We start from the raw sequence: 24,966 nt of genomic DNA on the forward strand, positions 1-24,966 counted from the left end.
GAACGGGCCAGGGGGTCGACGACCGGCCACTGCCCGCACAAAGAAACTCGCGAGGCGGCGGCTGCCACCTCGCGAGTCACGTCCCCTCCCGGCCCGGGAGGGCTAGAGCTCCTTGCGGAACGCCTCCGCCGTCTTCAGGAAGATGTCGTTGCCCTCGGTCTCGCCGATCGTGACCCGGACGCCCTCACCCGGGTACGGCCGCACGATCACTCCGGCCGTCTCACAGGCGGCCGCGAAGTCAGCCGTCCGGTCGCCAAGACGCAGCCAGACGAAGTTCGCCTGGGTCTCGGGCACCGTCCAGCCCTGCCCCCGCAGCGCGTCCTGCACCCGCGTCCGCTCCCCGAGCAGCGCGCCGACCCGGCCGAGCAGCTCGTCCTCGGACCGCAGCGACTCCACGGCCGCGTCCTGCGCGAGCTGGTTCACACCGAAGGGCACCGCGGTCTTGCGCAGCGCCGCGGCCACCGGCTCATGGGCGATGGCGAAGCCGACCCGCAGACCGGCGAGGCCGTACGCCTTGGAGAAGGTGCGCAGGACGCAGACGTTCGGCCGGTCCCGGTACAGCTCCAGGCCGTTGGGCGTCTCGGGGTCGCGGACGAACTCCACGTACGCCTCGTCGATGACGACCAGGATGTCCTTCGGCACCCGGTCCAGGAACCGCACCAGATCGGCCTTCTTGACGACCGTGCCGGTGGGGTTGTTCGGGTTGCAGACGAAGATCAGGCGGGTGCGGTCGGTGATCGCGTCGGCCATCGCGTCGAGGTCGTGGACCTCACCCGGCGCCAGCGGCACCATCACGGACTTGCCGCCGCCGACCGTGGTGACGACCGGGTACCCCTCGAAGGACCGCCAGGCGTACACCACTTCGTCGCCGGGCGTGACCGTCGCCGTGACCAGCTGCTGGGAGAGGCCGACCGAGCCGACGCCGGTGGCGACGTGCGAGACGGGCACCCCGAAGCGGTCCGCGATCTCGTTCAGGAGACGGTCGCAGCCGTAGTCCGGGTAGCGGTTGAAGGAGCCGGCCGCCGCGACGGCGCGCTCCATGACGCCGGGGAGCGGCGGGTAGGGGTTCTCGTTGGAGGACAGCTTGTACACGACGGGGCCGCCGCCCTCGCCGGTCTCGGCGTTCCTGCCCGGCTTGTAGGCGGGGATACCCTCCAGCTCGGCGCGCAGCCTGGGGCTCGTCTCGCTCACCGCGGTCCTCCTCGTGATCATCCGGTCTTCAATGATTCTCACCCTATGAGGATTCGGCGCCCCTGCGAATGGGGTGACGGCTCCCGGCTGGGCAGGACGCCCCCGGGGCCGGGCGGCGACAGGTTTGAGCCGCGACCGCACGGGGCCCACTGCCACCGTACGCATCAGCCGCCGGGGACGTACACCGGAAGCCGTCTCCGGGGGGCGGCAGCGCACGAAACAGGGGGAGCGCTCCTGGCAGCGGCGCGCGCCGGTGGCTCACTCCGTGGCGCGCATCACCCGTGAAGGTGAGTTGAGACCTCTTCGAGACCTCGGCCATTTGGCAGGCCCCTGCGCGACGACAAGGGAGCGATACCTCCCTGAACGCCCAACTCCCTTTGTTTCGAAGGTCATTGGGCGTTTTCCGCCATGCAGAAACGTGCCTGTCAATGGGTGCATATGCGTCCGCACTACCCACCCTCATGAGCCCTACTATCGGCTCGCCATGACAGCAGCAGGGAAGCACCAGGTGAGCCGAGCGGAGACCGCCCGCCGGGGCAACCGGCAGAGCCGAGCAGGCATCAGAGACGTCGCCGCCGCAGCCGGTGTCTCGATCACGACTGTCTCCGACGCACTCAACGGCAAGGGGCGGCTGCCCGACGCCACGCGACGCCATGTCCGCGAGGTCGCCGACCGCCTGGGCTACCGCCCGTCGGCCGCGGCCCGAACACTCCGTACCGGAAAGTCGGGCCTCATCGGCCTCACCGTGACGACGTACGGGGATGAACCTTTCACCTTCACGGAATTCGCGTACTTCGCGGAGATGGCGAGAGCGGCGACCTCGGCCGCCCTCGCCCGGGGCTACGCCCTGGTCATCCTCCCCGCCACCTCGCGCCGCAGCCCGGTCGACGTGTGGTCGAACGTCGCCCTCGACGGCACCGTCGTCGTCGACCCCTCCGACCACGACCCGGTGGTCAGCGAGCTGGTGCGGCAGGGGCTTCCGGTGGTCTCCGACGGGCGGCCCGCCGGGTCGCTGCCGGTCACGGCCTGGGTCGACAACGACCACGAGGCCGCGGTCCTGGAGATCCTCGAACACCTCGCGGCCGCCGGGGCGCGCCGCATCGGCCTCCTCACCGGCACCACCACGGACACCTACACCCGCCTCTCCACCACCGCCTATCTGCGCTGGTGCGAGCGCGTGGGCCAGGACCCGGTCTACGAGTCCTACCCCGCGCACGACCCGTGCGCGGGCGCCGTCGCCGCCGACCGGCTGCTCGCCAGGCCCGACCGGCCCGACGCCGTGTACGGCCTGTTCGACCCGAACGGCACCGACCTGCTCGCCGCGGCCCGCCGCTACGGCCTGCGCGTACCGGACGACCTGCTGCTCGTGTGCTGCAGCGAGTCGACCGTCTACGCCACCACCGAGCCGCCGATCACCACGCTCTCCCTGAAGCCCCGGCGGATCGGCACCGCCGTCGTCCAGCTCCTCATCGACGCCATCGAGGGCCTCGACGCGGGCCGGCCCATCGAGCAGGTGATACCGACCGAACTGATCGTGCGCACCTCGTCCGAGCGACGTCCGCCACGTACGACGGTCAGCCCGCCGCGGTCGCCCGGCCAGGGCTGACCTCCCCGACGACCGGCCCGGGGCCCGCGACCTGCGGGAAAAGAGGGGGAAACCTCGGGCCAATTCGGGAGAAAACCTCGGTGAACTGGGGCTCGGCACCGATTCACCACCCCTGGTGCACCACACAGAGACAGCCGCATTCCTATGATGGGCGGACGACACCGCGGGCCACTGCGACCAGGCAGTCCGATCCCGGTGCAGATGCGGCGCGATGGTGGTGGAGGGGTCGATGACTCAGGGGGCCGGTCAGGGACCCGAGGTGCGGACGGCGACGCTGCGCGACTTCCGCGTGCCCGCGTACGTCTATGAAGGCGTCCGTGAGACCGGCCGGGCCGTGTCGGACGGCGACCAGGCCCAGGAGTCCCTGGGCGCGGAGCCTGCCGCGGGCGCCGAGTCCGCGGGCGAGCGGGTGCCTCCGGCCGCCGGGCAGGCTCCCGTTGGCGCTCCCGTCGGCCGTCAGGCCCCGGTTTCCGGACAGGGGCAGGCGGCGCAGGTCGGGCACGGCCCCGGGGTGGGTCAGGCTCCCGTCACTGGGCAGGCACCCACGGCTGTGGGTCGGACTCCCGCCGCCGGGCAGGCGCCCGCCGCCGTAGGTCAGGTTCCCGCCGCCGGCCAGGCCCCCGCCCCCGGACACACCGCCCCCCACGCACCCACCCGCCTCGCCGCTCACGTCCCCGCCCAGACCGGTCCGGTGGATCCTCTCGGCGCCGCCGCCCCCGCCCCCGTACAGACGCAGCCGTCGGCCGCCCGGCCCGTGGAACAGCACCCCGTGGAACAGCGGGGCCCGGCGCACACCGTGGCGCACGCCGCTCCCACGCGCCCCACGGCGCAGAACGCGCCCGCGCACCCCGGCTCCGCCGGCGAGGCCCCGGACGGCTACACGCCGACCGAGCGCGACCTGCCCATCATCAACCGCGGCGACACCGTGCAGGTCGAGGTGCGCGAGATGCCCGAGCCGCCGCCCGCGCCCGACGCGGAGGGCATGGGTCCGCTGTACGTCGTCGGCGACGTGCACGGGTACCTGGACGAGCTCGTCGCCGCCCTCGCCGACGAAGGACTGATCGACGCGGACGGGCGCTGGGCCGCGGGCAACACCCGGCTGTGGTTCCTCGGCGACTTCACCGACCGCGGGCCCGACGGCATCGGCGTCATCGACCTGGTCATGCGCCTGTCCGCCGAGGCCGCCGCGGCGGGCGGCTACTGCAAGGCCCTCATGGGCAACCACGAGCTGCTGCTCATCGGCGCCAAGAAGTTCGGCGACACCCCGGTCAACTCCGGCGCGGGCACGGCCACGTTCCAGGCCGCCTGGCTCCTGAACGGCGGTCAGAAGACCGACATGGAACGCCTGGAGGACCACCACCTGCAGTGGATGGCGCGCCTCGACGCCATCGAGGAGGAGGACGGGCATCTGCTCGTGCACTCCGACACCACCGCCTACCTCGACTACGGCGACTCCATCGAAGAGGTCAACGACACCATCCACGAGGCGCTGACCCGCAACGACGCCGACGAATACTGGGACCTGTTCCGCAAGTTCACCAAGCGCTTCGCCTTCCGCGACGACTCAGGACCCGCGGCCGTACGCGAACTCCTCGACATGTACGGCGGCACCCGCATCGTCCACGGCCACAGCCCCATCCCGTACCTCCTCGGCGAGGTCGGCTCCGAGTACGACGGCGACGACGACGGCCGCCCCGTCATCGAGGGCCCGCACGTCTACGCCGACGGCCTGGCCATCGCCATGGACGGCGGCGTGACCATGGCCGGAAAGCTGCTGGTCTGCCAACTCCCGCTGGCGAACTGAACGTTCACGAGTCATCCCACGCGCGGACTCGCACAGGCATGCGCGCGTGAACCCGTACGACTGAACGTTCACGCGGCACGTGCCGCGTTAGCAGGATCTCGCTGGCCAGCGGGCCAATTCTTCATAACCCCTGTCACCGCGTGCCGTCACCGCTCTACCATCGCCTTATCCGTAGCAGGCTCCCCTCCGTTTCTGCCCGACGGCTCGTAGCCATGCGAGCCCCAAGCCCTACGGAGCATCGGGGGATGCACATGAACAGCGCTCCACACCTGCTCAATGAGGACCGTCCCCAGTACGAGCGGGTCCTCGATGAGGCGCTGCGCACCGCACCGAACCGCCCGGAGCTGGCCGCGGTGGGCCAGCGACTCAACCCCGAGCAACTGCGCACGATGGCTCTCAACGCCACCGCACTGATCACGGCCGCCGCCGCGACCGAGTATCACCACTACGTGAAGGTCCGTGAGGAACTGCGCGACCCCGGACCCTCATCGTCCACGTCGATCCGTGAAGGGAACGGATCCAGTTCCAGTTCCAGCTCGACCGAGTCCGGCTCCGGCGGAATCGGCCTCGCCACCACCATGGGCGAGGTCACCGAAACCGCGGGCGCCGGACTGGTCGCCGTGATCGCGGTGCTCGCGCCCGTCCTCGCCGGGACGGCCGCCGCGATCTTCCTGCTCGTCGGCTACATCCTCAAGATGCTCGACCCCGAGCCCGCCTTCGCGGACACCCTGCTCACCGCCGGGTGGCTGTTCGGCGCGCTCACGGCAGGCGCCATCCTGGTCGCCGCGGTCGGTCTGCTCATCACCGCCCTGCGCAACGGCTCCACCTCGCTCCAGGCAGGCTCGCACCATGAGCGGAACGAAGAGGTGGACCGGGCCAGGGAAGCCTGGTGCCAGGCACTGTTGGAGCGCGGCATCCTGCCCTTCCTGCACGAGGCGCTGACGGCCCCGGACACCAAGACGGCGTCCGCGGCCCGCGCGTCCTCGGCGGGACAGGCCGGACGCATGCCCCAACTCGGCTATCACAGGCCAGGATTCAGCAGCCCGGACGGCGGCTCGACGACCGGGACGCGCCCGAGCTACAGCAGCCCGGACTTCTCCAGTCCGGACTACGGCGGCCCGGAGCATCCACCGGAGTAGCCCGGACCCCGCGGACCCTCCGCGAGGCCGCCCGGCGACTGGATCAGGCCGGTCGCCGGGGGACATGAACCGGACGTCGGTCAGTCAGGGACCGGCACCGGAGAGGACGGCCGGCAACGGCGGCCGGCCGGTCGAACACGGGCCGGAAGCCCCCGGCATGGGGCTTCGGTGCGCCGCTGTCGGCGGACGGCGGCGCGAAGGCCCGCCCTCGCCGCGCAGGCGGCCCCGCGTGGGTCCCCCTGTGCCCCCCTGCCCTCAAAGCTCCCTGGTCTCAGGGCTCCCTGGTCTCAGGGCTCCCCTTCCTCAGATGATGCCCTCCCGCTTCGCGGCCCTCATCCAGTCCGGGAACTCGGAGAGCAGCCGGTCGTACAGCTCCGGATCGGGCACCGTGCTGATGTCGTCCACCGCGAAGAACCCGACGTTGTCGACGCGGCGGCCCGGCAGCGTGTCGAACCGTTCGAGCACCCCGTAGTTGGACTTGCCGAGCCCCACGAACTGCCAGAAGATCGGCTCCTCCACGGCGTCCCTGAGCTCCCGCTCGATCTCGTTGTTGCGGTAGACGCCCCCGTCGGAGAAGAAGAGCACCAGCGTGGGCGCGGCGGCCGGGTTCTCCCGTACGTACGCCCGGACCTGGGCGATCACCCGCTGCTCCTCGTTCTGGATGCCGACGTCCCGCATGTCGACCTGGTCGTCCCGCAGGCCCTTCTTCCGCTTGCCCCGGCGGAAGATGCCGACCTCCCCGACGCGGACGTGGAACTTCAGCCAGTCCGGCAGCTCCCCGAGCCGCAGATCGGGCAACCGCGCGGGGTGCGAGGCGAACGTCCAGGCCTGCATCTCCCCGTCGTCGTCCAACTGCGCGGCCACGGCGGCCATCCGCTCCACGACATCGGCCACGATGCCCTTGGAGTACAGGAACGACATGGAACCGGAGGCGTCGAGCACGAGGATGACGCGCGCGGTGACCCCTTCAGCCCCACGCTTGCGCAGGCTGACGGCCACCTGCTCCTTGCGCAGCGAGAGGCGCTTGCGCATGTCGACGGGGAGCAGCTCCTCGCCCTTGGTGAGGCGGGGGGTGGAGGAGGGGGGTGAGGGGGTGGTCGGGGCGGCGGGGGTGATGGGCGGGGCCGGGGCTGCAGGAGGTGCGGGGGCAGGGGGCGCCACCGGAGGCGCGGGAGCCGCCGGGGCAACAGGCTGCGCCGGAGCGGCCGGCTCCTCCTCGTCCACCGTGATGCCGAAGTCGGTGGCGAGCCCGGCGAGCCCGGAGTCGTACCCCTGACCCACCGCGCGGAACTTCCACTGCCCGCCCCGCAGATACAACTCGCCACCTATGAACGCCGTCTCCGACGTCGCGGTCATCTCGAAGCGGGCCAACTCGCTCCCGGTGACGGAGTCGAGCAGCCGCAACGTGAGCCCGGTGAGCTGCCCGAACGTCCCCCCGTCGGCCGAGGCGCACAGCAACACCCGCTCGACGCCGCTCTCCAGGGACCGCAGATCCACCTCGACCGTGTCCGTGGTGACGCCGGCGGCACTCTGCTTCCCCAGGTGCCGCACGGCGCCGGACGCGTGCCGCGGCTGGTTGTAGAACACGAAGTCAGCGTCGTCACGCACGCGTCCGGCGGCGGTGAGCAGCAGCGCCGAGGCATCGGCGGTGGGCCCACCGGGCCCCTCACCCCAGCCGAGCTCCGCACGCACCGCCGCCGACCCGACGGGAAGATTGGCACCCTTGCTCAAGGAACTGGCAGTCATACGCCCAGTCTGCCGATCCCCCCAGCCCGGGGAAACCGCCTTCCACCAATCACCGCCCGCTTACCGCCCCCGTCCGCCCCGCTCACTCGGCCAACGGCAGATACACCCGGTTCCCCGCGGCCGCGAACTCCTTCGACTTCTGTTCCATGCCCTCCTCGATCTCCGTCTTCGTCGTGCCGTGCTCACGGCGAATGTCCTGGGAGATCTTCATCGAGCAGAACTTCGGCCCGCACATCGAGCAGAAGTGCGCCGTCTTCGCGGGCTCGGCGGGCAGCGTCTCGTCGTGGAACTCCCGGGCCGTGACCGGGTCGAGGGCCAGGTTGAACTGGTCCTCCCAGCGGAACTCGAAGCGCGCGTCGGAGAGGGCGTCGTCCCAGTCCTGTGCGCCCGGGTGACCCTTGGCGAGGTCCGCCGCGTGGGCCGCGATCTTGTACGTGATGACGCCGGTCTTCACGTCGTCGCGGTTGGGCAGGCCGAGGTGCTCCTTGGGCGTGACGTAGCAGAGCATCGCCGTGCCCCACCAGCCGATCATCGCGGCGCCGATGCCGGAGGTGATGTGGTCGTACGCGGGCGCGATGTCCGTGGTGAGCGGGCCGAGCGTGTAGAACGGCGCCTCCTCGCAGATCTCCTGCTGGAGGTCGATGTTCTCCTTGATCTTGTGCATCGGGACGTGACCGGGGCCCTCGATCATCGTCTGTACGTTATGACGCTTGGCGATCTGGTTGAGTTCCCCGAGCGTGCGCAACTCCGCGAACTGCGCCTCGTCGTTGGCGTCCGCGATCGAACCGGGGCGAAGGCCGTCGCCGAGCGAGTACGTCACGTCGTACGCCGCGAGGATCTCGCACAGCTCCTCGAAGTGCTCGTACAGGAAACTCTCCTTGTGGTGCGCGAGGCACCACGCCGCCATGATCGAGCCGCCGCGCGAGACGATGCCCGTCTTGCGGTTGGCGGTCAGCGGGACGTACGGAAGGCGCACGCCCGCGTGCACCGTCATGTAGTCCACGCCCTGCTCGGCCTGCTCGATGACCGTGTCCTTGTAGATCTCCCAGCTCAGCTCCTCGGCCCGGCCGTCGACCTTCTCCAGGGCCTGGTAGAGCGGCACGGTGCCGATCGGCACGGGGGAGTTGCGCAGGACCCACTCACGGGTCGTGTGGATGTTGCGCCCCGTGGACAGGTCCATGACCGTGTCCGCGCCCCACTGGGTCGCCCAGGTCATCTTGTCCACCTCCTCCTCGATGGAGGAGGTGACCGCGGAGTTGCCGATGTTGGCGTTGACCTTCACCAGGAACTTCTTGCCGATGACCATCGGCTCGATCTCCGGGTGGTTCACGTTCGCCGGGATCACGGCACGGCCCGCGGCGACCTCGGCACGCACGATCTCGGGGTCCATGTTCTCGCGGATCCCGATGAACTCCATCTCGGGTGTGATCTCGCCGCGACGGGCGTACGCGAGCTGCGTCACCACCTGACCCGCGCGGCCCCGGCGCGGCTGGCGCGGGCGGCCGGGGAAGACCGCGTCGAGGTTCTTGAGCCCGCCGCGCGGCGAGGTGTGCTTGATGCCGTCGTCCTCGGGACGGGGCGGGCGGCCCGCGTACTCCTCGGTGTCGCCGCGGGCGATGATCCAGTTCTCCCGCAGCGGCGGCAGACCGCGGCGGACGTCCGTCTCGGCCGACGGGTCGGTGTACGGACCCGAGGTGTCGTACAGCGTGACCGCCTTGCCGTTGGTGAGGTGCACCTGGCGGACCGGCACCCGCAGGTCGGGGCGCGAGCCCTCGACGTACGCCTTGTGCCAGCCGATGGACTTCCCGGCCTCCGCGCCCTCGGGCGTGCTTGAGGCAGGCGTGCGTGCGTCCTTGATGGTCATGAGACCTACTCCCTACGCCGGCATTACCCGGTAACAGGTTCGGCGGTCGACGCAGCGGCTTCCGTACGGTACGAACCGGTTCGTGGCCGTTCGTACGGAGGTCAGCGCCCTCTCAGCCCGGTGCTCCGAGCTCCCGCGATTGCAAAGGTGCCTCCACGCTAGCGTCCTGTCGGGCGCGGTGAACAGAGGGCCCCCACCGTTCTTGCGATGATCGGGCCGTGACCACCACACAGCCGCCCACCGGACCCCCCGCCCAGGAGCCGCACGGCCACTCCCACAGCCACGGCCCCGCAGCCCCCGTGTCCCAGCATCTGCGCAAGGTCATCGCCGCCGTCCTGATCCCGTTCGCCACCGCGGTCCTCGTCGGCCTCGTGGTGCTGTGGCCCGGCGGGGCCCCGGCCCACGAACGCACCGGAGTCGGCTTCGACCGGCAGACCCAGTCGGCCACCGTGACGAAGCTGGAGAAGCTCCCCTGCAAGGACCTCAACGCCTCGCAGACCCCGCCCAACGGCGACACCTCCACCGCCGAGGGCCAGTCCGCCCAGTCCCGCGCGGAGGGCACCTGCGGCCGGGCCACGGTCAAGGTCACCAGCGGCCCGGACAAGGGCCGCACCTTCACCGAGATCGTCCAGCCGGACTCCCCCCGGCAGCTGCGCGCGGGCCAGGACGTGGTGGTCGCCTATGAGCCCAAGGCCCCCAAGGACCTCCAGTACTCGGTCACCGACGTGAACCGCAAGCTCCCGATGGCCCTGCTCGCCGGCATCTTCGCCCTGGCCGTCGTCGTGGTGGGACGGCTGCGCGGCGTCATGGCCCTGGTCGCCCTCGCGGTGAGCTTCCTGGTCCTGACCTTCTTCATCCTCCCCGCGATCCTGCAGGGCTCGAACCCCCTGGTCGTCGCCGTGATCGGCGCGAGCGCGATCATGCTGTGCGCGCTCTACATGTGCCACGGCCTGACGGCGCGCACCTCGGTCGCGGTGCTCGGCACCCTGATCTCCCTCCTGCTCATCGGCCTGCTCGGCTCCCTGTTCATCGGCTGGGCCTCCCTGACCGGCAACACGGACGACAACACCGGCCTGATCCACGGTCTCTACCCCGACATCGACATGAGCGGCCTGCTGCTCGCGGGCGTCATCATCGGCTCGCTCGGTGTCCTCGACGACGTCACCGTCACCCAGACCTCCGCGGTCTGGGAGCTGCACCAGGCCAATCCGTCGATGGGCTGGCGCGGCCTGTACCGCGCGGGCATCCGCATCGGCCGCGACCACATCGCCTCGGTCGTCAACACCCTCGTCCTCGCCTACGCGGGCGCCGCCCTCCCCCTCCTGCTGCTCTTCTCCATCGCCCAGAGCAGCGTGGGCACCGTCGCCAACAGCGAACTGGTCGCCGAGGAGATCGTCCGCACCCTCATCGGCTCCATCGGCCTCGTCGCCTCCGTCCCCGTCACCACCGCCCTCGCGGCCCTGGTCGTCTCCGCCGACCGCTCAGGCCCCGGCCCCGCCCCGGCAGAGCCCCCCTCGGCCCCGCCGTCCGGCACCGCGCCCACCGCTCCCTCTGCCCGCCCTGCGCCTCGCCGCCCCTCCCTCGCCGGGAAGGGCCGCCGCCGCAAGACGTGACACTCTGCGACGGCGATGCCATGAAATGCCCCGAACTGCCGACAGTCAGGGCCTGCGAGGAACCGCCGCCCCTCAGCCCGCGCTCTGCTCCTCCGCGAGGATCCGGTCCAGGGCCTCGTCGAGGTGCGTCTCGAAGTCGACGAGCGTCCGCTCCTGCCCCAGCGGCACCAGCTTGTCCGTCCGGTCGAGGAAGGCGAGCAGCGGCGGGATGCTCACCCTGAACAGCGCCTGGTCCTGGCCCACTTGAAGCCGGATCAGCACGTCGTCCGAGTGCTCGGGGTCGATCGGCGCGATCCGCACATCCCCGTCCCCGCACGCCCTGCCCACCCCGTCGGCCAGGAGCTCCCGCCCGAAGGCCCAGGTCACCGGGACATCGCCGGGGAGGTGGAAGGTCAGCCGCACGGCATAGGGATCGCGCGTCTCGTACCGCAGCTCCACCGGGATGCGGAACGACAGCTCCTCCGACACAAGGAAGCTCATCATGACCTCTGCCTGGACCGACTCGCGCATCGCCGCCTACCCCGTCATTAGCCTGGTGGTGGCAGGAACCAACTCCCTGACACTCATGGCATCTTGCTTAACGTACACACCAGATCACAAGGAGTGAGTTTTCAGATGCTGATAGAGAAGGCGAGTGTCCTTAGTAGCTTTCCGAGCTCCTCCTGCAACAGCCGTGTCGCCGGCGCCAGACGGCTCGCCTGCGACGACGGAACGGAGATCGCCACCGTGGCCGCGGTGGTGCCCACCGTGACCGGGATCGCGGCGCAGACCGTCCCGAGCGCGTACTCCTGATGCTCCGTCACCGGCGTCATCCGCCCCACCGCTTCCAGCCGCCTCAGGAACGTCCGGTCGTCACGCACCGTGTTCGGGGTGAGGGAGCGGACCGGATGGCGGTCGAGGTGGTCCCGCCGTGCCGCGTCGTCGAGTTGGGCGAGGAGGCACTGTCCGATGGCATGGGCGTGGCCGGTCTCGCGGAAGTCGGCCCACTCCTCGACGGCCGGGTTGCCCGCGGTGTCGGCGACGGACACGATCTCGATCTCACCGTCGCGGTAGAGGGCGAAGTACACAGGAACGCCGATGGCGTCGCGCCAGTACTCCAGAGTTTCGCCGATCATGGCCCGGCGGTTCTGCTCCGCCGCTCCCGCGCTCAGCCGCTCCGCCGCGTCGCCGAGCACGAACACGCCCTTCTCCCGGCGCAGATAGCCCTCGTGGCTCAGGGTCCGCAGCAGGTGGTACGCGGTCGGCAGGGCCAGGCCCGCCTCACGGGCCAGCTGCTTCGCGGGGGCACCGCCGGGGTGCGCGGCGGCGGCCTCCAGGAGGCGCATGGCTCGCTGCACGGAGCCGATGAGGGTGGGGCCGACTCCCGCCGGAGCGGCGTCGGAGGGCGCTCCGGGGCCGCTGCCCGCAAGGAGTTCTCTGCCCGTAAGAAGCCCTCTGTTCAGGGGAGTTGACGGCCCTTCACCCGAAGCGTCCCTGCCTTCGGGGTCGGCGGACCGAACGTCCGGGGGTGCGTCGTCAACCGAGGCCATGGGTCACTCCCGAAGCACAGGGGGATCCACCCGCGCCCGGAGGCAGACGAGTGGGGGTAGTGGGCCCGCCTACGGGGATCGCCCCCCGCGTCGGTTTTCGGACTCTAACCCTTGGCCACCGGTGAGGGGCGCTGTGACAGAAAACTTCCCCCTGGGGAGGGAACCCTTGCTTTCCCTTTCACCGGGCGCTACGGAACTTCACCAGTCGCTTCGGGATGAGGACGAGCTGGATATGAACTTCCGTACGACGTAGACGAGTCCGCCCACCAGGGCCACGAACAGCAGCAGCTTGAAGAGCAGGGTGAAGACGAAGCCGACGACGCTCGCTATCAGCCCGCCGAAGACCACCAGCGCGATGACCGGCACCGCGATCCACTTCACCCACCACGGCATACCCGCGAAGATCTCTCGCATCGCCCTCGTCCTTACCTTTCTCCGCAGATTCTGTTACCGCCCGCGCTTCGACCGCGCTACGACAGCTGTCGCGGTGCCACGGGATCTCCGCGACCGCCGGGAAACTCCGCTCCTGTGCAGATTTCCCACTTCACGCATTCGATGCTAGGTCGGAAAAAGCCAGTTCGGAGCCGTGCGATCCCTTGCCCTCCCCTGACTCTCCCCCTAGGGAACCCTGAGGCCGAGGCCCTGAGAGCCGGGCGGGCGCGAGGCCGGAGCGCCCGGAGCGCCGCGCGGCCCCGAGCCCCGCCTCACCGCTCCGGCGGCGAGAACACCACGAGAACCCGCAGGTCCTCGCTGATGTGGTGGAACTTGTGGGGCACCCCGGCCGGCACGTACACCACGCTGCCGCGGGCGACCTCCGTCGTCTCCATCCCGACCGTGATCGACGCACGGCCGCTGACCACCATGTACACCTCATCCTGCCGGTGCGGCTGCTGCGGGTCGCTGTCGCCCGCGTCCAGCGCGTAGAGCCCGACCGACATGTTCCGCTCCCGCAGAAACTGCAGATACGCGCCGTCGTTGGCGGCCCGCTCCGCCTCCAGCTCGTCCAGTCGGAATGCCTTCATCGCTCTTCTGCGCCCCTTGCCCCAGGTCGTGGACCGACCACTGTTTCCTCACGTCTGCCACGATCAGACACATGAAGAATTTCGTAGTCAAGACGATCGCCAACGCGGCGGCCCTGGCCGTGGCCGTGTGGCTGCTCGACAAGATCACGCTCACCGGAGACAACACCGGCGAGAAGACCCTCACGCTGCTCGTCGTCGCCCTGCTGTTCGGCCTGGTGAACTTCGTGGTCAAGCCCGTGGTGCAGGTCCTGACCTTCCCCCTCTTCGTCCTGACCCTCGGCCTGATCACACTGGTGGTCAACGCCCTGATGCTGCTCCTCACCTCGTGGCTGGCCGACAAGCTCGACGTCAGCTTCCACGTCGAGGGGTTCTGGACCGCCGTACTGGGTGGCCTGATCATTTCGATCGTGTCCTGGGCGATGAACGTCGCCCTCCCCGACCACAAGGACTGACCCCGCCCCATGCCCCACGCCTCCGCGCCCGCGCCGTCCACCGGCTCCGTCCTCGCGCCGTACGCCGTGTGCTTCGTCTGCACCGGCAACATCTGCCGCTCGCCCATGGCCGCGTCGGTCTTCCGCGCGCTCGTCCGGGACGCGGGCCTGGACGGACTCGTCGTGGTGGACAGCGCGGGCACCGACGGCTGGCACGAGGGCGATCCCGCCGACCCCCGCACCGACGCCGTGCTGAAGTCCGCGGGCTACGAGACCGGCCATGCGGCCCGCCAGTTCCGGGCGGGCTGGTTCGCCGGGCGCGACCTGGTGATCGCCCTGGACCAGGGCCACCAGCGCACCCTGCGCCGCCTGGCCCCCACGCCCGCGGACGCGGACAAGGTGCGCCTGCTGCGCTCGTACGACCCGGATGCCGGCGACCTGGGCGTCCCCGACCCGTACTACGGGGACACCGACGGCTTCGTCGAGTGCCTGACAATGGTGGAGGCGGCGAGCGAGGGCCTGCTCGACGCGGTACGGCACGCGGTGGAGGGACGAGCGGCATGACGGACGAGGAGCGGGCAGCGGAGCGGATACCGGGGCACGCTGCCGCCCCCGCGCACACCGACGAAAGCACCGGCGCGCCCCTGACCGGCGAGAACAGCACCACGCCCGCCTTCGGCGACGGCACCCGCGCCGTACGGGCCGGCCTCCCCGAACCGGCGAAGTACGAGCCGACCCTGCCGGGCCCCGTGTTCGCCGCGCACTTCCACCTCCCCGGCGAGCCGACCGGACCGTACACCTACGGCCGCGACGAGAACCCGACCTGGACCCACCTGGAGCGCGCCATCGGGGAGCTCGAATCCCCCGCGGACGACTCCGTGGAGACCCTGGTCTTCGCGTCCGGCATGGCCGCGATCTCGGCGGTGCTCTTCTCCCAGCTCCGCGCGGGCGACGCCGTGGTGCTGCCCGACGACGGCTATCAGGCGCTGCCGCTGGTGCGCGAGCAGCTCACGGCGTACGGCATCGAGGTCCGTACCGCGCCCACTGCCGGCGACGCGCAGCTCGACGTCCTCGACGGCGCCCGCCTCCTGTGGCTCGAGACGCCCTCCAACCCCGGCCTCGACGTGTGCGACATCCGCCGCCTCGCCGACGCCGCCCACGCGCGCGGCGCCCTGGTCGCCGTCGACAACACCCTCGCCACCCCGCTCGGCCAGCGTCCCCTGGACCTCGGCGCCGACTTCTCCGTGGCCAGCGGCACCAAGCAGCTCTCCGGGCACGGCGATCTCCTGCTCGGGTACGTGGCCTGCCGCGACGCCGAACTGACGGCCGCCGTCCGGCGCTGGCGCAAGATCGTCGGCGCCGTCCCGGGCCCGATGGAGGCCTGGCTCGCCCACCGCTCTCTCGCGACGCTCCAGCTGCGGGCCGACCGGCAGAACGCGAATGCCCTGGCCCTGGCGAAGGCCCTGCGCGACCGCGGCGACGTGACCGGCCTGCGCTATCCCGGCCTGCCCGACGACCCCTCGCACCAGCTCGCGACGCGGCAGATGCGGCGCTTCGGGTGCGTGGTGTCGTTCGCACTGCCCTCACGCGCGGGTGCCGAGCGTTTCCTCGGCGCGCTGCGGCTCGTGGACGACGCGACGAGCTTCGGGGGCGTACGGTCCACCGCCGAGCGGCGCGGACGCTGGGGCGGGGACGCCGTTCCGGAGGGCTTCATCCGCTTCTCCGCGGGCGCGGAGGACGCGGACGACCTGGTGACGGATGTGCTGCGGGCACTGGACGAGGCGAGGGCCTGACACCGCCCTCCCTGCCGCGCACAGGCGAACCATTCAGGCTACGTACAACGGACAGTCCGAGCCTCCCCCCTCGTGGCTCGGACTGTCCCGGTTCCGCGCGCGAAGAACCGCCCGAACAAGGCTAGTTGACTCTGTGTCAGTGTCCAATCACAGTAGCGACAGCAACCTATCGACAAATTTATAGTTGGCGGGCGCCGGGGACCGACAGGGGGAGTTGAAGGAGTAGGTGGCGACATGGATCTGGCCCTGTTGCGGACCTTTGTGACCGTGCACCGGGCGGGGTCCTTCACTCGGGCCGCGGCTCTCCTCGGTCTGTCCCAGCCCGCGGTGACCTCCCAGATCCGCACCCTGGAGCGGCAGGTCGGCCGCCCGCTCTTCCTGCGGCAGGCACGTGGCGTGACCCCCACGACCACGGGCGACGAACTCGCCCACAAGGCCGCCCCGCACCTCGACGCCCTCGTCGAGATCGCCGAGACCGGGATCGACAAGGACTCGTCGGTCCGCACGCTCCACCTCGCCGGGCCACCGGAGTTCACAGCCGAGCGCGCCCTGCCCGCCCTCACCGCGCTGACCGGCGACGACGGACAGGGACTCGCGCTGCGCGCCTCGTTCGGCAACGCGGAGGAGGTCCTGGAAGGGCTCGCCGCCGGGCATCACGACCTGGCGATCACCACGGCCCGTCCTCGCGGCGCCCTGCTCACCGCGACCCCCCTGTGCGACGAGGAGCACGTCCTGGTCGCCGCGCCGCCCTGGGCCACCCGGATCGGCCCCGGCAAACTGCGACGCAAGGGCGCGAGCACGGTGGAGAACCTGCCGGTGGTCGAGGTGCACGAGTCGCTGCCGTTCGTCTCGCGCTACTGGGCCGCCGTCTTCGACTCCCGGCCCGCCGCGTCGGGCACCGTGATCGTGCCGGACCTCCGGGCGGTGCTCGCCTGTGTGACCACGGGCGCCGGGCTCGCCGTCCTGCCGCGCTATCTGTGCGCCACCGCCCTGAAGAACGGTGAGGTCGTGGCGTTGCTCGAACCGGCGGTGCCGCCCCTGCGGACCTATTTCCTCGTCGTACGCACCGGCACACTCGCCATGCCGCACATCGCGCGGGCGCACGAATGGCTGCTGCGTGCTGCCGCCGAGTGGACCTGAGGACGGTCCGGCCGGGTCGCGATGTTTCACGTGGAACAGTCCGGGCCACATTTCTCCCATGACCGTCCGACCCGTGGTCAAGCGCACCGCACGTGCCGTCCTCCTCGACGGGGACGACCTGATCCTCATCAAGCGGACCAAGCCCGGCGTGGATCCCTACTGGCTCACCCCGGGCGGCGGTGTCGAGGAGGAGGACGCGACCGTCGTCGACGCGCTCCACCGGGAAGTCCACGAGGAGCTGGGCGCCAAGATCGTCGACGTGGTGCCGTGCTTCGTGGACACCGTCGAGCACATCGGCGAGGACGGCGGCGCGACCGGCGTGAAGGTGCAGCACTTCTTCGTCTGTCGCCTGGAGTCCATGGACCTCGCCCAGCGGCACGGCCCCGAGATCGACGAACCCGCCGGTGAGTACGAGATCGTGCGGGTGCCGTTCACCCGGGTCGGGATCGCCTCGGTGCATCTGGTGCCGCTGTCGCTACGGCACTATCTGGACGGAAACATCGAGGGTGTACGGGCGATGCACGCGCCTGACCTGGGCTGAAGCCCGGACCGGGATCGGCCGCTGCTGGCCCGACCGACCTGATCCGAGCTGAACACCGCAGGTACGCGGGTCAGTCGCCCGCCGCGACCAGTTCCTCCACCGAGTCGTGCCGGATGCGGCCGACCGGGATGCCCACGTCCCGCAGCGCGTCCACGCCGCTGCGGATCATCCCGGGCGGGCCCGAGAGATAGGCGTCGTACTCGTTCCACGGCCCGTACTCGCGCACCGCGTCGGGCAGTTGGGCCCGGTTGTCGACGACCGGGCGGACGGCCAGCCACGGGTGGGTCTGCTGGAGGCGCAGCATCGTGTCGATGTCGTACAGGTCGTGGTCGGTGCGCGCGCCGTAGAAGACCTCGACCGGGCGCCGCCTGCCGTGCTCGGCGACGTCCTCCACGAGCGCCTTGATGGGCGCTATGCCGGTCCCCCCGCCCAGACACAGCAGCCCGCTGTCGGTCGAATGGTCCACGGTCATCGAACCGCCGGGCGGGCCGAGCCGGACAACGTCGCCAGGGCGGGCGCGGTGCACCAGGGCGTTGGAGACCCAGCCCGCCGGGACCGCCTTCACGTGGAAGGAGAGCAGCCCGTCGGAGCGGGGCGCCGATGCGAAGGAGTAGTGCCGCCATATGCGCGGCCACCAGGGCGTCTCCAGGCTCGTGTACTGGCCGGCGAGGAACGGGTAGGGCTGGTCGGGGCGGACGGTGACGACAGCGATGTCAGGTGTTCTGAGGTCGTGCGATACGACCTCCGCGTACCACCAGGCGGGCGCCCGCAGTTCGTCCTCGGCGGCCGCGTCGATCATGACCTGGGAGATCGTCGTGTACGCCCGCACCCAGGCGGCCTCGGTCTCCTCGTCCCAACTGGCGCTCGCGTACCGGCTCAGCGCGCCGATCAGACACTCCCCGACGGCCGGGTAGTGCTCGGGCCTGGTGCCGTACTTGCGGTGTCCGCGGCCGAGACCGCGCAGATACGTGACGAGTACGTCGGTGTGGTCGATGTTCTCCGCGGCGGTGAGCAGCGCCTTGAGCAGCCGGTCGCGCTGGGTGTCCATCGCGGCCGGGAACAGGTCGCGCAGCTCCGGGTGGCGGGTGAACAGGAGCGCGTAGAAGTACGAGGTGACCTTGTCGGAGACGGGTGCGATCTCGGCCATCGTGCGCTGGACGAGGACGGCGTCGGGGGAGGCGGTCGACTGGCTGGGGGTGGGGGCGGTGATGGCCGGGGCGGCTTCAGCGGGGGCGGCTTCTACCAGGGCGACTTCAGCGGGGGCCGCTTCAGCAGGGGCCGCTTCAGCGGGGTCGGGGGTGTCGGTGCGGGCGTCCGCCTGCATGTGCCCGTGCGTGTCGGCGGCCGGGGCCTCCGGCGTCGGCGTGATCTCAGCATCCTGCGCGGGCCGCGCCTCGGCGTGCGTGCCGTCCACCGCCACGTCCTCGTCCGCGTACAGCACCTGCGACTGGGGCGTCGATGCGGATATTCGCCCCGCACCCGGCTCCGCGGCGTCCGTGGCCGCCGGTCTGCCGAGGGGGCGTATCACCGACACCCGCCGCCCCGAGGGCGCCTGACTGGCCCCCTCCTCGGGTTCGGGCGCCGACTCGGCCTGCTCCGCCGCCTGTGGCCCCTCCTGAGGCGTCGGTGACCTGCGTGGTGTGAACCAGCCGCCAGAACCGCCGCTGTCCCCGGAAGAGCCGTTGCCCGCCGACGTGGTGGTCGGAGCGTCCATGCTGTGCCTCGCCTCGAACATCTCTGGTCGGTCGTGCACTTCCTCAGCGGAAGGTGCGTGCTTCCCTCGCTCTGTCCCGCCGGCCCATGTCGATCACATTGAACCCCGGCGCCCCAAGACCTACGGACAAGTAGGGAGAGAATGTGACATTGGCCGCAGTCACCTCATCCGCAGCATCGCAGCCACGTCCCTTGTGCGGAGCGCAAAGCCGGAAGTACGGGTTCTCGATCTCTTTACCCCGTTAAGCTTTGTTGATCTGCGTCCGCGCCCCCTCGGTTGCGCCTCCCACGCCCCTGGCTCGAACCGTTCTCCACCCCTGGCTTGAACCGGAGTCGACCATACCGGCCGCCGCCCAGCGCACAAGTGCCCTTCCTTCACTCGGAATTCAGGGCTCCACCCCCATCAATTGCCTCGATTACCGGCGTGCGCACCAATTCGTACGCCTTCCACAAATCGCGCCCGACATACGTGTGTGTGGCCAGGTCGATCAGCCGCGGATCCGCGTTGACCGCCACCGAGACGGGCACCGCGGTGAACAGGGCCAGGTCGGACAGCGAGTCTCCGTACGCAACGCAATCGGCCGGGCTCACCCCGAACTCTTCACAGAGCCGGTTCGCGATCTTCACTTTGGCCGCCGGGTCGAGGATGCCCGCGGGATTCACGGGCTCGGTGAACGGCACGGCAGGGAAGCGCGAGCCGTACGCGGCATGGGCGCCCCACCCCAAGAGGCGCTCCACGAAGAACGACGGGGAGAGCGAGACAACAGCGCAATAGTCGCCGTTCGCACGGATCTCGGCCCAGGTGTCCCGGATGCCACCCAGCCACGGCGCCCCCTCGAAGGCCGTGGTCACATGGGCGTCGGTGAGATCCGCCCACAGCGCGTGCACCCGCACCGCGTACTGGGGCGAGTCGATCTGCCCGGCGATGAACTCCCGCTCCAGCTCGGCGATCTCCCGCTCCAGGCCGAGCTGGCGCGAGATCTCCACCGGCGCGGCCGTGCCGTACAGCAGCGTGCCGTCCAGGTCGAAGAGGTGTAGGCGTGCCATGTACGCCGAGGCTAGTACCCACGGTTACTCCCGCTGTCAGACGACCCGGGCCGCTGCTCCCGGCACCGTGTTTCACGTGAAACTACGCCGCCCCGCACGCCGGGCCACCCTCGTCGTCCACGTCGCCGCCTCCGCCGGCTGGCTCGGGCTCACGCTCGGCCTCGTCGCGCTCGCCGCGGCCGCGATCACCACCGATTCCGCCCCGACCATCGAGGCCTCCGTCCGCTCGATGAAGGTCTTCACCGACTGGCTGGTGCTGCCGCTGGCCTTCCTCACGCTGCTGAGCGGAGTCCTGCTCTCCCTGGGCACACCCTGGGGCCTCGCACAGCACCGCTGGGTCTATACGAAGTTCTGGCTGACCCTGGTCACCGTGACCGCGTCGACCTTCGCACTGCGGCCGGGAGTCAACGACGCGGCTGCGACCGTGTCCGCCGGAGAGCAGCTGGCCGGCTCGACGGACCTCATCGCCGGGCCCATCGTCTCGATGAGCGCATACCTGTTCATGATGGTCATCTCGGTCCTCAAGCCCTGGGGCCTGACCCGGCGCGGCCGGCGCCTGCGCGCAGCCCACCGAACTGACCAGAAACAACTTGGCCAAAAGCAGCGTGCTTCTACCCACAAAAAGGTGGACGCCGAGGTCATGCGTCAGACAGCCTGACCCGCGTGTCGACACCTACCCTCTCCGCACTGCCCATCCGCAGGCTGACTCCCCGTGACCTCACGGCCTGCGCCGATCTGTCCGAGGACCGCGGCTGGCCCCGCGAGGAACACAAATGGGGCCTGCTGCTCTCGGCCGGAACGGGCTACGGCATCGACGACCCCGACGGCCCCGGCCTGATCGCCGTGTGCGTCGTCACCCAGTACGGACCCCATGAGAACCCCGGACTCTCGGCGATCGGCATGGTGCTGGTCGCCGAGCGTCATGCCCGCAAGGGCATCGGCCGCCATCTGATGCGCAACGTCATCGAGGCCGCGAGCACCACCCCGCTCACCCTGCACGCGACCCCGAACGGCCGCCCGCTCTACGAACAGCTCGGCTTCAAGACGACCGGCCGCGTCGAGATGGTCACCGGCCACTTCACGCCCGCCACCTCGGACGATCAGGCTCCGGGCATCACCACCCGGGCGGCGACCGCGGAGGACCTGCCCACCCTCGTCAGGCTCGACACAGAGGTCTTCGGCCTCGACCGCACCCACGTACTGACCCGCCTCCCGGCCTTCACCGACCAGCTGAGGGTCGCGGAGGCCGACGGCGAGATCATCGGCTACGCGGGCGCGTGGCCGAACATGCAGACGCACGTCGTCGGCCCGCTGATCGCCCGGGACACCGAGACGGCAAAGGCACTCATCGCGTCCCTGGGCGCCCACACCGACCGGCCGCTGCGCACGGACATCGACGTACGCCACGAGGAACTGCTCACCTGGGTCAAGGCGCGGGGCCTGGAGACCGTGGCGTTCAACGCCGTGATGACGTATGGCATCCCGGAGCTGCCGGGTGACTGGAGGCGCCGGTTCGCCCCGCTCACGGTTGCTGCGGGCTGACGCGCAGTCCGCCGCACGCGAGCACGTCGAAGCCCGCCCTCAGGTGCCAGGTTCGTCCGGCGCGTGAGGGCGGGCTTCGTTGTGGCCTGTACGCGTCCGCTCGGGGCCGTACTACGGCGGGAGTACGGCCCCGTACGGCCCCGTACGGCCGGGACGCCCGGTGTGGCCGGGCGTACCGGCAGTCGCGCTACGCGAGGTTCCGCACGGCCGTCGTCGCGAACTCGTGGTCCTGCTCGGGGGCGCCGCCACCGACACCGATCGCGCCGATCAGGCGGCCGTCACGGTGGACGGGCACGCCACCCGCGATGAACATCAACGGCCGATCGAGGGCCGTCGGCAGGGTGTGGAAGGGCGCACCGGGCTGCACCGCGTCCACGAGGTCGGCCGTCGGGGCGTTCAGCTGAAGCGCGGTGAACGCCTTGCGGGTGCTGGTCTCGCCGGAGATCAGCACGGCCCGGTCATCGCGCCGGAAGGCCAGGAGGTGGCCACCCGCGTCGAGGACGGTGACGCTGACCGTGACGTCCGCGGCCTCGGCGGCACGGCGGGCGGCGGTCACGAGGAGCTCGGCGTCACCGGTGGTCAGCGGGGCGACGGCGGCGGTGGGGGTGGTCGTGCTCATGAGGGGGTTCTCCTTGGGGGTCTGCTCGGGGTTCTGGGGGGGCTGCGGGGGTGGTGGGATCTGGCGCGGGGTGCGGGACCCCGGGCCCGGATCCGGGTCCTGCGGGATGTGGTCAGTGGTGGACGGGCGCCGGGGCCTCGGCCAGGGGCATGGCGCCGGTGACGACCTTGCCGGGGGAGGTGGACCGGCGCTCCAGGGCGGCCGAGAGGAAGGCCAGGCCGAGGGCGGATCCTGCGAGTGCGGCGCCCACCCAGTTCGGGGCCGTGTAGCCGAAGCCGGCGGAGATCACGAAGCCGCCGAGCCAGGCCGCGAGGGCGTTGCCGAGGTTGAAGGCGCCGATGTTGGCGGCGGACGCGAGCGTCGGTGCCGCGGCGGCCTGGTCGAGGACCCGCTTCTGCAGCGGCGGCACGGTGGCGAAGCCGAAGGCGCCGATCAGCGCGACGGAGACGGCGGCCGCGACCTTGTTGTGCGCGGTGAGCGTGAACAGGGCGAGCACGACGGCGAGGGCACTGAGCGAGACGTACAGCATCGGCATCAGGGCGCGGTCGGCGAACTTGCCGCCGATCAGGTTGCCGCCGACCATGCCGAGGCCGAAGAGGACCAGGAGCCAGGTCACGGAGGAGTCCGCGTAGCCGGCGACTTCCGTCATCATCGGCGTGATGTACGTGATGGCCGCGAAGACGCCGCCGAAGCCGAGGACGGTCATCGCCATGGCGAGGAGCACCTGTACGTTGCGGAAGGCGCCCACCTCGTCGCGGAGCCGTACGCCTTCGGGCTTGGGCAGGTCCGGCACGAGCTTGGCGATACCGGCGAGGCCGAGCACGCCGAGGGCGGCCACGACGACGAACGTGATGCGCCAGCCGACGACCTGACCGACGAACGTGCCGAGCGGGACACCGACCACGTTGGCCACGGTCAGACCCGTGAACATCATGGCGATCGCACCCGCCTTCTTCTCCGGGGCGACGAGCTCGGCCGCGACGACCGAACCGATCCCGAAGAAGGCGCCGTGGGCGAGCGAGGCGACGACGCGGCCCGCGAGCATCACGCCGAAGCTGGGGGCGACGGCGGAGAGCAGATTGCCCGCGATGAAGAGCCCCATCAGGAGCATCAGCATCCGCTTGCGGGAGATCCGCTGGCCGAGGACGGTCATGAGCGGGGCTCCGGCGACGACACCGAGGGCGTAGCCGGTGACGAGCAGACCGGCGGTCGGGATGGAGACGTTGAAGTCACCCGCGACCTCGGGCAGCAATCCCATGATCACGAACTCCGTGGTGCCGATTCCGAAGGCCCCGATCGCGAGGGCCAGAAGCGCGAGAGGCATGGAACTACCTTCCAGACGGTTGCAAGGGCGCTTAACGTGCGTCCACAATAGTTGCATACGCGGGTTAATTGCAAGCGCTGGATATTGCAGCTGTGGACTATCCTGGACGCAGCCGCTCAAGGACGCGGGCAGCGGCCGGTCACGGCCGCGGGAAGTCACCCGGAGCACGGGACCCGTCCGAGCCGCAGGAAGGCGTCCGGGACGCAGGAAGACGGAGGAGAAGTCATGACAGCGACAGACCCCGCACTCACCGCCCTAGCCCAGGGCTGGTGCGCTCTCTCCCTGCTCCACGGGAAGATCGAGGCCCATGTGGAGCGGGCCCTGCAGGCCAAGCACGGCCTCAGCGTGCGGGAGTACAGCCTGCTCGATGTCCTGAACCGCCAGCACGACGGCGAGGGCGGCCATCTGCAGATGAAGCAGGTCGCCGACGCCGTCGTCCTCAGTCAGAGCGCCACCACCCGCCTGGTCACCCGCCTCGAGGAGCGCGGACTCCTCTCGCGCTACCTGTGCCCCACCGACCGGCGCGGCATCTACACCGAGGTCAGCGAGAGCGGATCCGCGCTCCTCGGTGAGGCCCGACCCACTAATGACACGGCGCTGCGCGAGGCGCTGGACGAGGCCGCCAAGAACCCCGAGCTGGCACCGCTGGTCCAGGCGGTCGAGGCGGTCCGCACACCCGCCTAGGCCCGCGATCCACACAGCCGCGTAGCTCCGTACGTGCCTGCCTGGGCCCGGCCATACATCTGGGGCGCCCGCACGCCTGGGCCCGGCCATCCGCTCGGCGGCCGCATAGGCTGCGGCCATGGGAGATCTTGAGATACGACCCGCCGTGCCCGATGACATCCCCGCGATCGTGGCGATGCTCGCCGACGACCCTCTGGGCGCCCAGCGCGAGTCGCCGGACGACCTCACGCCCTATCTGTCGGCGTTCCAGCGGCTCGCCGAGGACCCGAACCAGAACCTGGTCGTCGCCGTGCGCGAAGGCCGTGTGGTGGGCACGCTGCAGCTCACGATCGTGCCGGGCCTCTCCCGCAAGGGTGCGGTCCGGTCGATCATCGAGGCCGTCCGCGTGCACGCGGACGAGCGGGGCAGCGGGCTCGGCACCCGCTTCATCGAGTGGGCCGTCGACGAGTCCCGGCGGCAGGGCTGCCAGTTGGTGCAGCTCACCTCGGACGTCAAGCGCACCGACGCGCACCGCTTCTACGAGCGCCTGGGCTTCACGGCGTCGCATGTGGGCTTCAAGCTTCAGCTCTGACCGCGTGCGGCTCCGGCCCTGACAACGCCCACCGGGGTGTCCTGTTT

At 70.6% G+C, this 24,966-nt stretch carries 24 protein-coding genes and 1 riboswitch; of the genes, 13 read left to right on the top strand and 11 right to left on the bottom strand.

Annotated elements, in window-relative coordinates; all coding sequences use genetic code 11:
- Positions 1-102: 102 nt before the first annotated feature.
- Positions 103-1,191 carry a histidinol-phosphate transaminase gene (gene hisC / locus AB6L24_RS24465; protein ID WP_405658449.1) on the bottom strand — a complete coding sequence of 363 codons (1,089 nt, stop codon included), beginning with the start codon at positions 1,189-1,191 and terminating at the stop codon, positions 103-105.
- Positions 1,192-1,675: 484 nt separating this feature from the next.
- Here hisC and AB6L24_RS24470 point away from each other — a divergent pair, with 484 nt between their 5' ends.
- From AB6L24_RS24470 to AB6L24_RS24480, 3 genes are all read left to right on the top strand, one after another.
- Positions 1,676-2,797, top strand: coding sequence for a LacI family DNA-binding transcriptional regulator (locus AB6L24_RS24470; protein ID WP_405658452.1), 1,122 nt, complete (start codon positions 1,676-1,678; stop codon positions 2,795-2,797).
- A gap of 754 nt (positions 2,798-3,551) precedes the next feature.
- Positions 3,552-4,601 carry a metallophosphoesterase gene (locus AB6L24_RS24475; protein WP_405663304.1) on the top strand — a complete coding sequence of 350 codons (1,050 nt, stop codon included), beginning with the start codon at positions 3,552-3,554 and terminating at the stop codon, positions 4,599-4,601.
- 245 nt (positions 4,602-4,846) lie between these two features.
- Complete coding sequence (locus tag AB6L24_RS24480; RefSeq protein WP_405658454.1) at positions 4,847-5,740, top strand: hypothetical protein; 894 nt, start codon at positions 4,847-4,849, stop codon at positions 5,738-5,740.
- 303 nt (positions 5,741-6,043) lie between these two features.
- On the opposite strand, the gene AB6L24_RS24485 is transcribed toward AB6L24_RS24480, so the two are convergent.
- Positions 6,044-7,486: a VWA domain-containing protein gene (locus tag AB6L24_RS24485; RefSeq protein ID WP_405658457.1), complete on the bottom strand. Its 1,443-nt coding sequence runs from the start codon at positions 7,484-7,486 to the stop codon at positions 6,044-6,046.
- 82 nt (positions 7,487-7,568) lie between these two features.
- Positions 7,569-9,350, bottom strand: a complete 1,782-nt coding sequence (thiC, locus tag AB6L24_RS24490; RefSeq protein ID WP_405658460.1) for a phosphomethylpyrimidine synthase ThiC — start codon at positions 9,348-9,350, stop codon at positions 7,569-7,571.
- Positions 9,343-9,497: riboswitch (TPP riboswitch) on the bottom strand. (Overlaps the previous gene by 8 nt.)
- A gap of 71 nt (positions 9,498-9,568) precedes the next feature.
- Here thiC and AB6L24_RS24495 point away from each other — a divergent pair.
- Positions 9,569-10,963, top strand: a complete 1,395-nt coding sequence (locus AB6L24_RS24495) for a YibE/F family protein (RefSeq protein ID WP_405658462.1) — start codon at positions 9,569-9,571, stop codon at positions 10,961-10,963.
- Positions 10,964-11,035: 72 nt separating this feature from the next.
- Here AB6L24_RS24495 and AB6L24_RS24500 read toward each other — a convergent pair whose 3' ends face one another.
- From AB6L24_RS24500 to AB6L24_RS24515, 4 genes are all read right to left on the bottom strand, one after another.
- Positions 11,036-11,473, bottom strand: a complete 438-nt coding sequence (locus AB6L24_RS24500; protein ID WP_405658465.1) for an SsgA family sporulation/cell division regulator — start codon at positions 11,471-11,473, stop codon at positions 11,036-11,038.
- A 101-nt stretch (positions 11,474-11,574) separates the two neighbouring features.
- The gene (locus AB6L24_RS24505) at positions 11,575-12,300 is read right to left on the bottom strand and encodes an IclR family transcriptional regulator (RefSeq protein WP_405658467.1); all 726 of its coding nucleotides are present in this window, start codon (positions 12,298-12,300) and stop codon (positions 11,575-11,577) included.
- Between the two features lie 390 nt (positions 12,301-12,690).
- Entirely contained in the window at positions 12,691-12,906 is a 216-nt protein-coding gene (locus tag AB6L24_RS24510) for a DUF5326 family protein (RefSeq protein WP_030357806.1), read from the bottom strand.
- A gap of 290 nt (positions 12,907-13,196) precedes the next feature.
- A complete protein-coding gene (locus AB6L24_RS24515; protein WP_030357805.1) occupies positions 13,197-13,514 on the bottom strand; it encodes a cupin domain-containing protein in 318 nt (105 codons plus the stop codon).
- A gap of 71 nt (positions 13,515-13,585) precedes the next feature.
- Here AB6L24_RS24515 and AB6L24_RS24520 point away from each other — a divergent pair, with 71 nt between their 5' ends.
- The 5 genes from AB6L24_RS24520 (at position 13,586) to AB6L24_RS24540 (ending at position 17,419) form a co-directional block, all read left to right on the top strand.
- A complete protein-coding gene (locus tag AB6L24_RS24520) occupies positions 13,586-13,966 on the top strand; it encodes a phage holin family protein (RefSeq protein WP_030357804.1) in 381 nt (126 codons plus the stop codon).
- A gap of 9 nt (positions 13,967-13,975) precedes the next feature.
- Positions 13,976-14,509 (top strand): low molecular weight protein-tyrosine-phosphatase, encoded by a 534-nt coding sequence (locus AB6L24_RS24525; RefSeq protein WP_405658471.1) that lies wholly within the window; start codon positions 13,976-13,978, stop codon positions 14,507-14,509.
- On the top strand, positions 14,506-15,738 hold the full coding sequence (locus tag AB6L24_RS24530) for a cystathionine gamma-lyase (RefSeq protein WP_405658473.1): 1,233 nt from the start codon (positions 14,506-14,508) through the stop codon (positions 15,736-15,738). The genes AB6L24_RS24525 and AB6L24_RS24530 overlap by 4 nt, the downstream gene beginning before the upstream one ends.
- A gap of 234 nt (positions 15,739-15,972) precedes the next feature.
- Positions 15,973-16,878, top strand: coding sequence for a LysR family transcriptional regulator (locus AB6L24_RS24535; RefSeq protein ID WP_405658476.1), 906 nt, complete (start codon positions 15,973-15,975; stop codon positions 16,876-16,878).
- 58 nt (positions 16,879-16,936) lie between these two features.
- A complete protein-coding gene (locus tag AB6L24_RS24540; protein ID WP_405658487.1) occupies positions 16,937-17,419 on the top strand; it encodes an NUDIX domain-containing protein in 483 nt (160 codons plus the stop codon).
- Between the two features lie 70 nt (positions 17,420-17,489).
- Here the strand turns inward: AB6L24_RS24540 and AB6L24_RS24545 are convergent, their stop codons facing one another.
- Together AB6L24_RS24545 and AB6L24_RS24550 are read right to left on the bottom strand one after the other, a co-directional pair.
- Complete coding sequence (locus tag AB6L24_RS24545; protein WP_405658490.1) at positions 17,490-19,133, bottom strand: globin domain-containing protein; 1,644 nt, start codon at positions 19,131-19,133, stop codon at positions 17,490-17,492.
- 374 nt (positions 19,134-19,507) lie between these two features.
- Complete coding sequence (locus tag AB6L24_RS24550; protein WP_405658492.1) at positions 19,508-20,179, bottom strand: HAD family hydrolase; 672 nt, start codon at positions 20,177-20,179, stop codon at positions 19,508-19,510.
- Between the two features lie 76 nt (positions 20,180-20,255).
- On the opposite strand from AB6L24_RS24550, the gene AB6L24_RS24555 reads away from it, so the two are divergent.
- Positions 20,256-20,837, top strand: a complete 582-nt coding sequence (locus AB6L24_RS24555; RefSeq protein ID WP_405658495.1) for a DUF2269 domain-containing protein — start codon at positions 20,256-20,258, stop codon at positions 20,835-20,837.
- Positions 20,838-20,842: 5 nt separating this feature from the next.
- The gene (locus AB6L24_RS24560; RefSeq protein WP_405658497.1) at positions 20,843-21,721 is read left to right on the top strand and encodes a GNAT family N-acetyltransferase; all 879 of its coding nucleotides are present in this window, start codon (positions 20,843-20,845) and stop codon (positions 21,719-21,721) included.
- A gap of 187 nt (positions 21,722-21,908) precedes the next feature.
- Here the strand turns inward: AB6L24_RS24560 and AB6L24_RS24565 are convergent, their stop codons facing one another.
- Both AB6L24_RS24565 and AB6L24_RS24570 read right to left on the bottom strand, forming a co-directional pair.
- Positions 21,909-22,340 carry a heme-binding protein gene (locus AB6L24_RS24565; RefSeq protein ID WP_405658499.1) on the bottom strand — a complete coding sequence of 144 codons (432 nt, stop codon included), beginning with the start codon at positions 22,338-22,340 and terminating at the stop codon, positions 21,909-21,911.
- Between the two features lie 112 nt (positions 22,341-22,452).
- On the bottom strand, positions 22,453-23,664 hold the full coding sequence (locus AB6L24_RS24570) for an MFS transporter (protein WP_405658501.1): 1,212 nt from the start codon (positions 23,662-23,664) through the stop codon (positions 22,453-22,455).
- 225 nt (positions 23,665-23,889) lie between these two features.
- Here AB6L24_RS24570 and AB6L24_RS24575 point away from each other — a divergent pair, with 225 nt between their 5' ends.
- Together AB6L24_RS24575 and AB6L24_RS24580 are read left to right on the top strand one after the other, a co-directional pair.
- Entirely contained in the window at positions 23,890-24,348 is a 459-nt protein-coding gene (locus tag AB6L24_RS24575) for a MarR family winged helix-turn-helix transcriptional regulator (RefSeq protein WP_405658503.1), read from the top strand.
- A 118-nt stretch (positions 24,349-24,466) separates the two neighbouring features.
- Positions 24,467-24,919, top strand: coding sequence for a GNAT family N-acetyltransferase (locus AB6L24_RS24580; RefSeq protein WP_405658505.1), 453 nt, complete (start codon positions 24,467-24,469; stop codon positions 24,917-24,919).
- The last annotated feature ends 47 nt before the right edge of the window (positions 24,920-24,966 follow it).

The organism is Streptomyces sp. RK9, assembly GCF_045070545.1.
In the GTDB taxonomy this organism is placed as follows: domain Bacteria; phylum Actinomycetota; class Actinomycetes; order Streptomycetales; family Streptomycetaceae; genus Streptomyces; species Streptomyces alboflavus.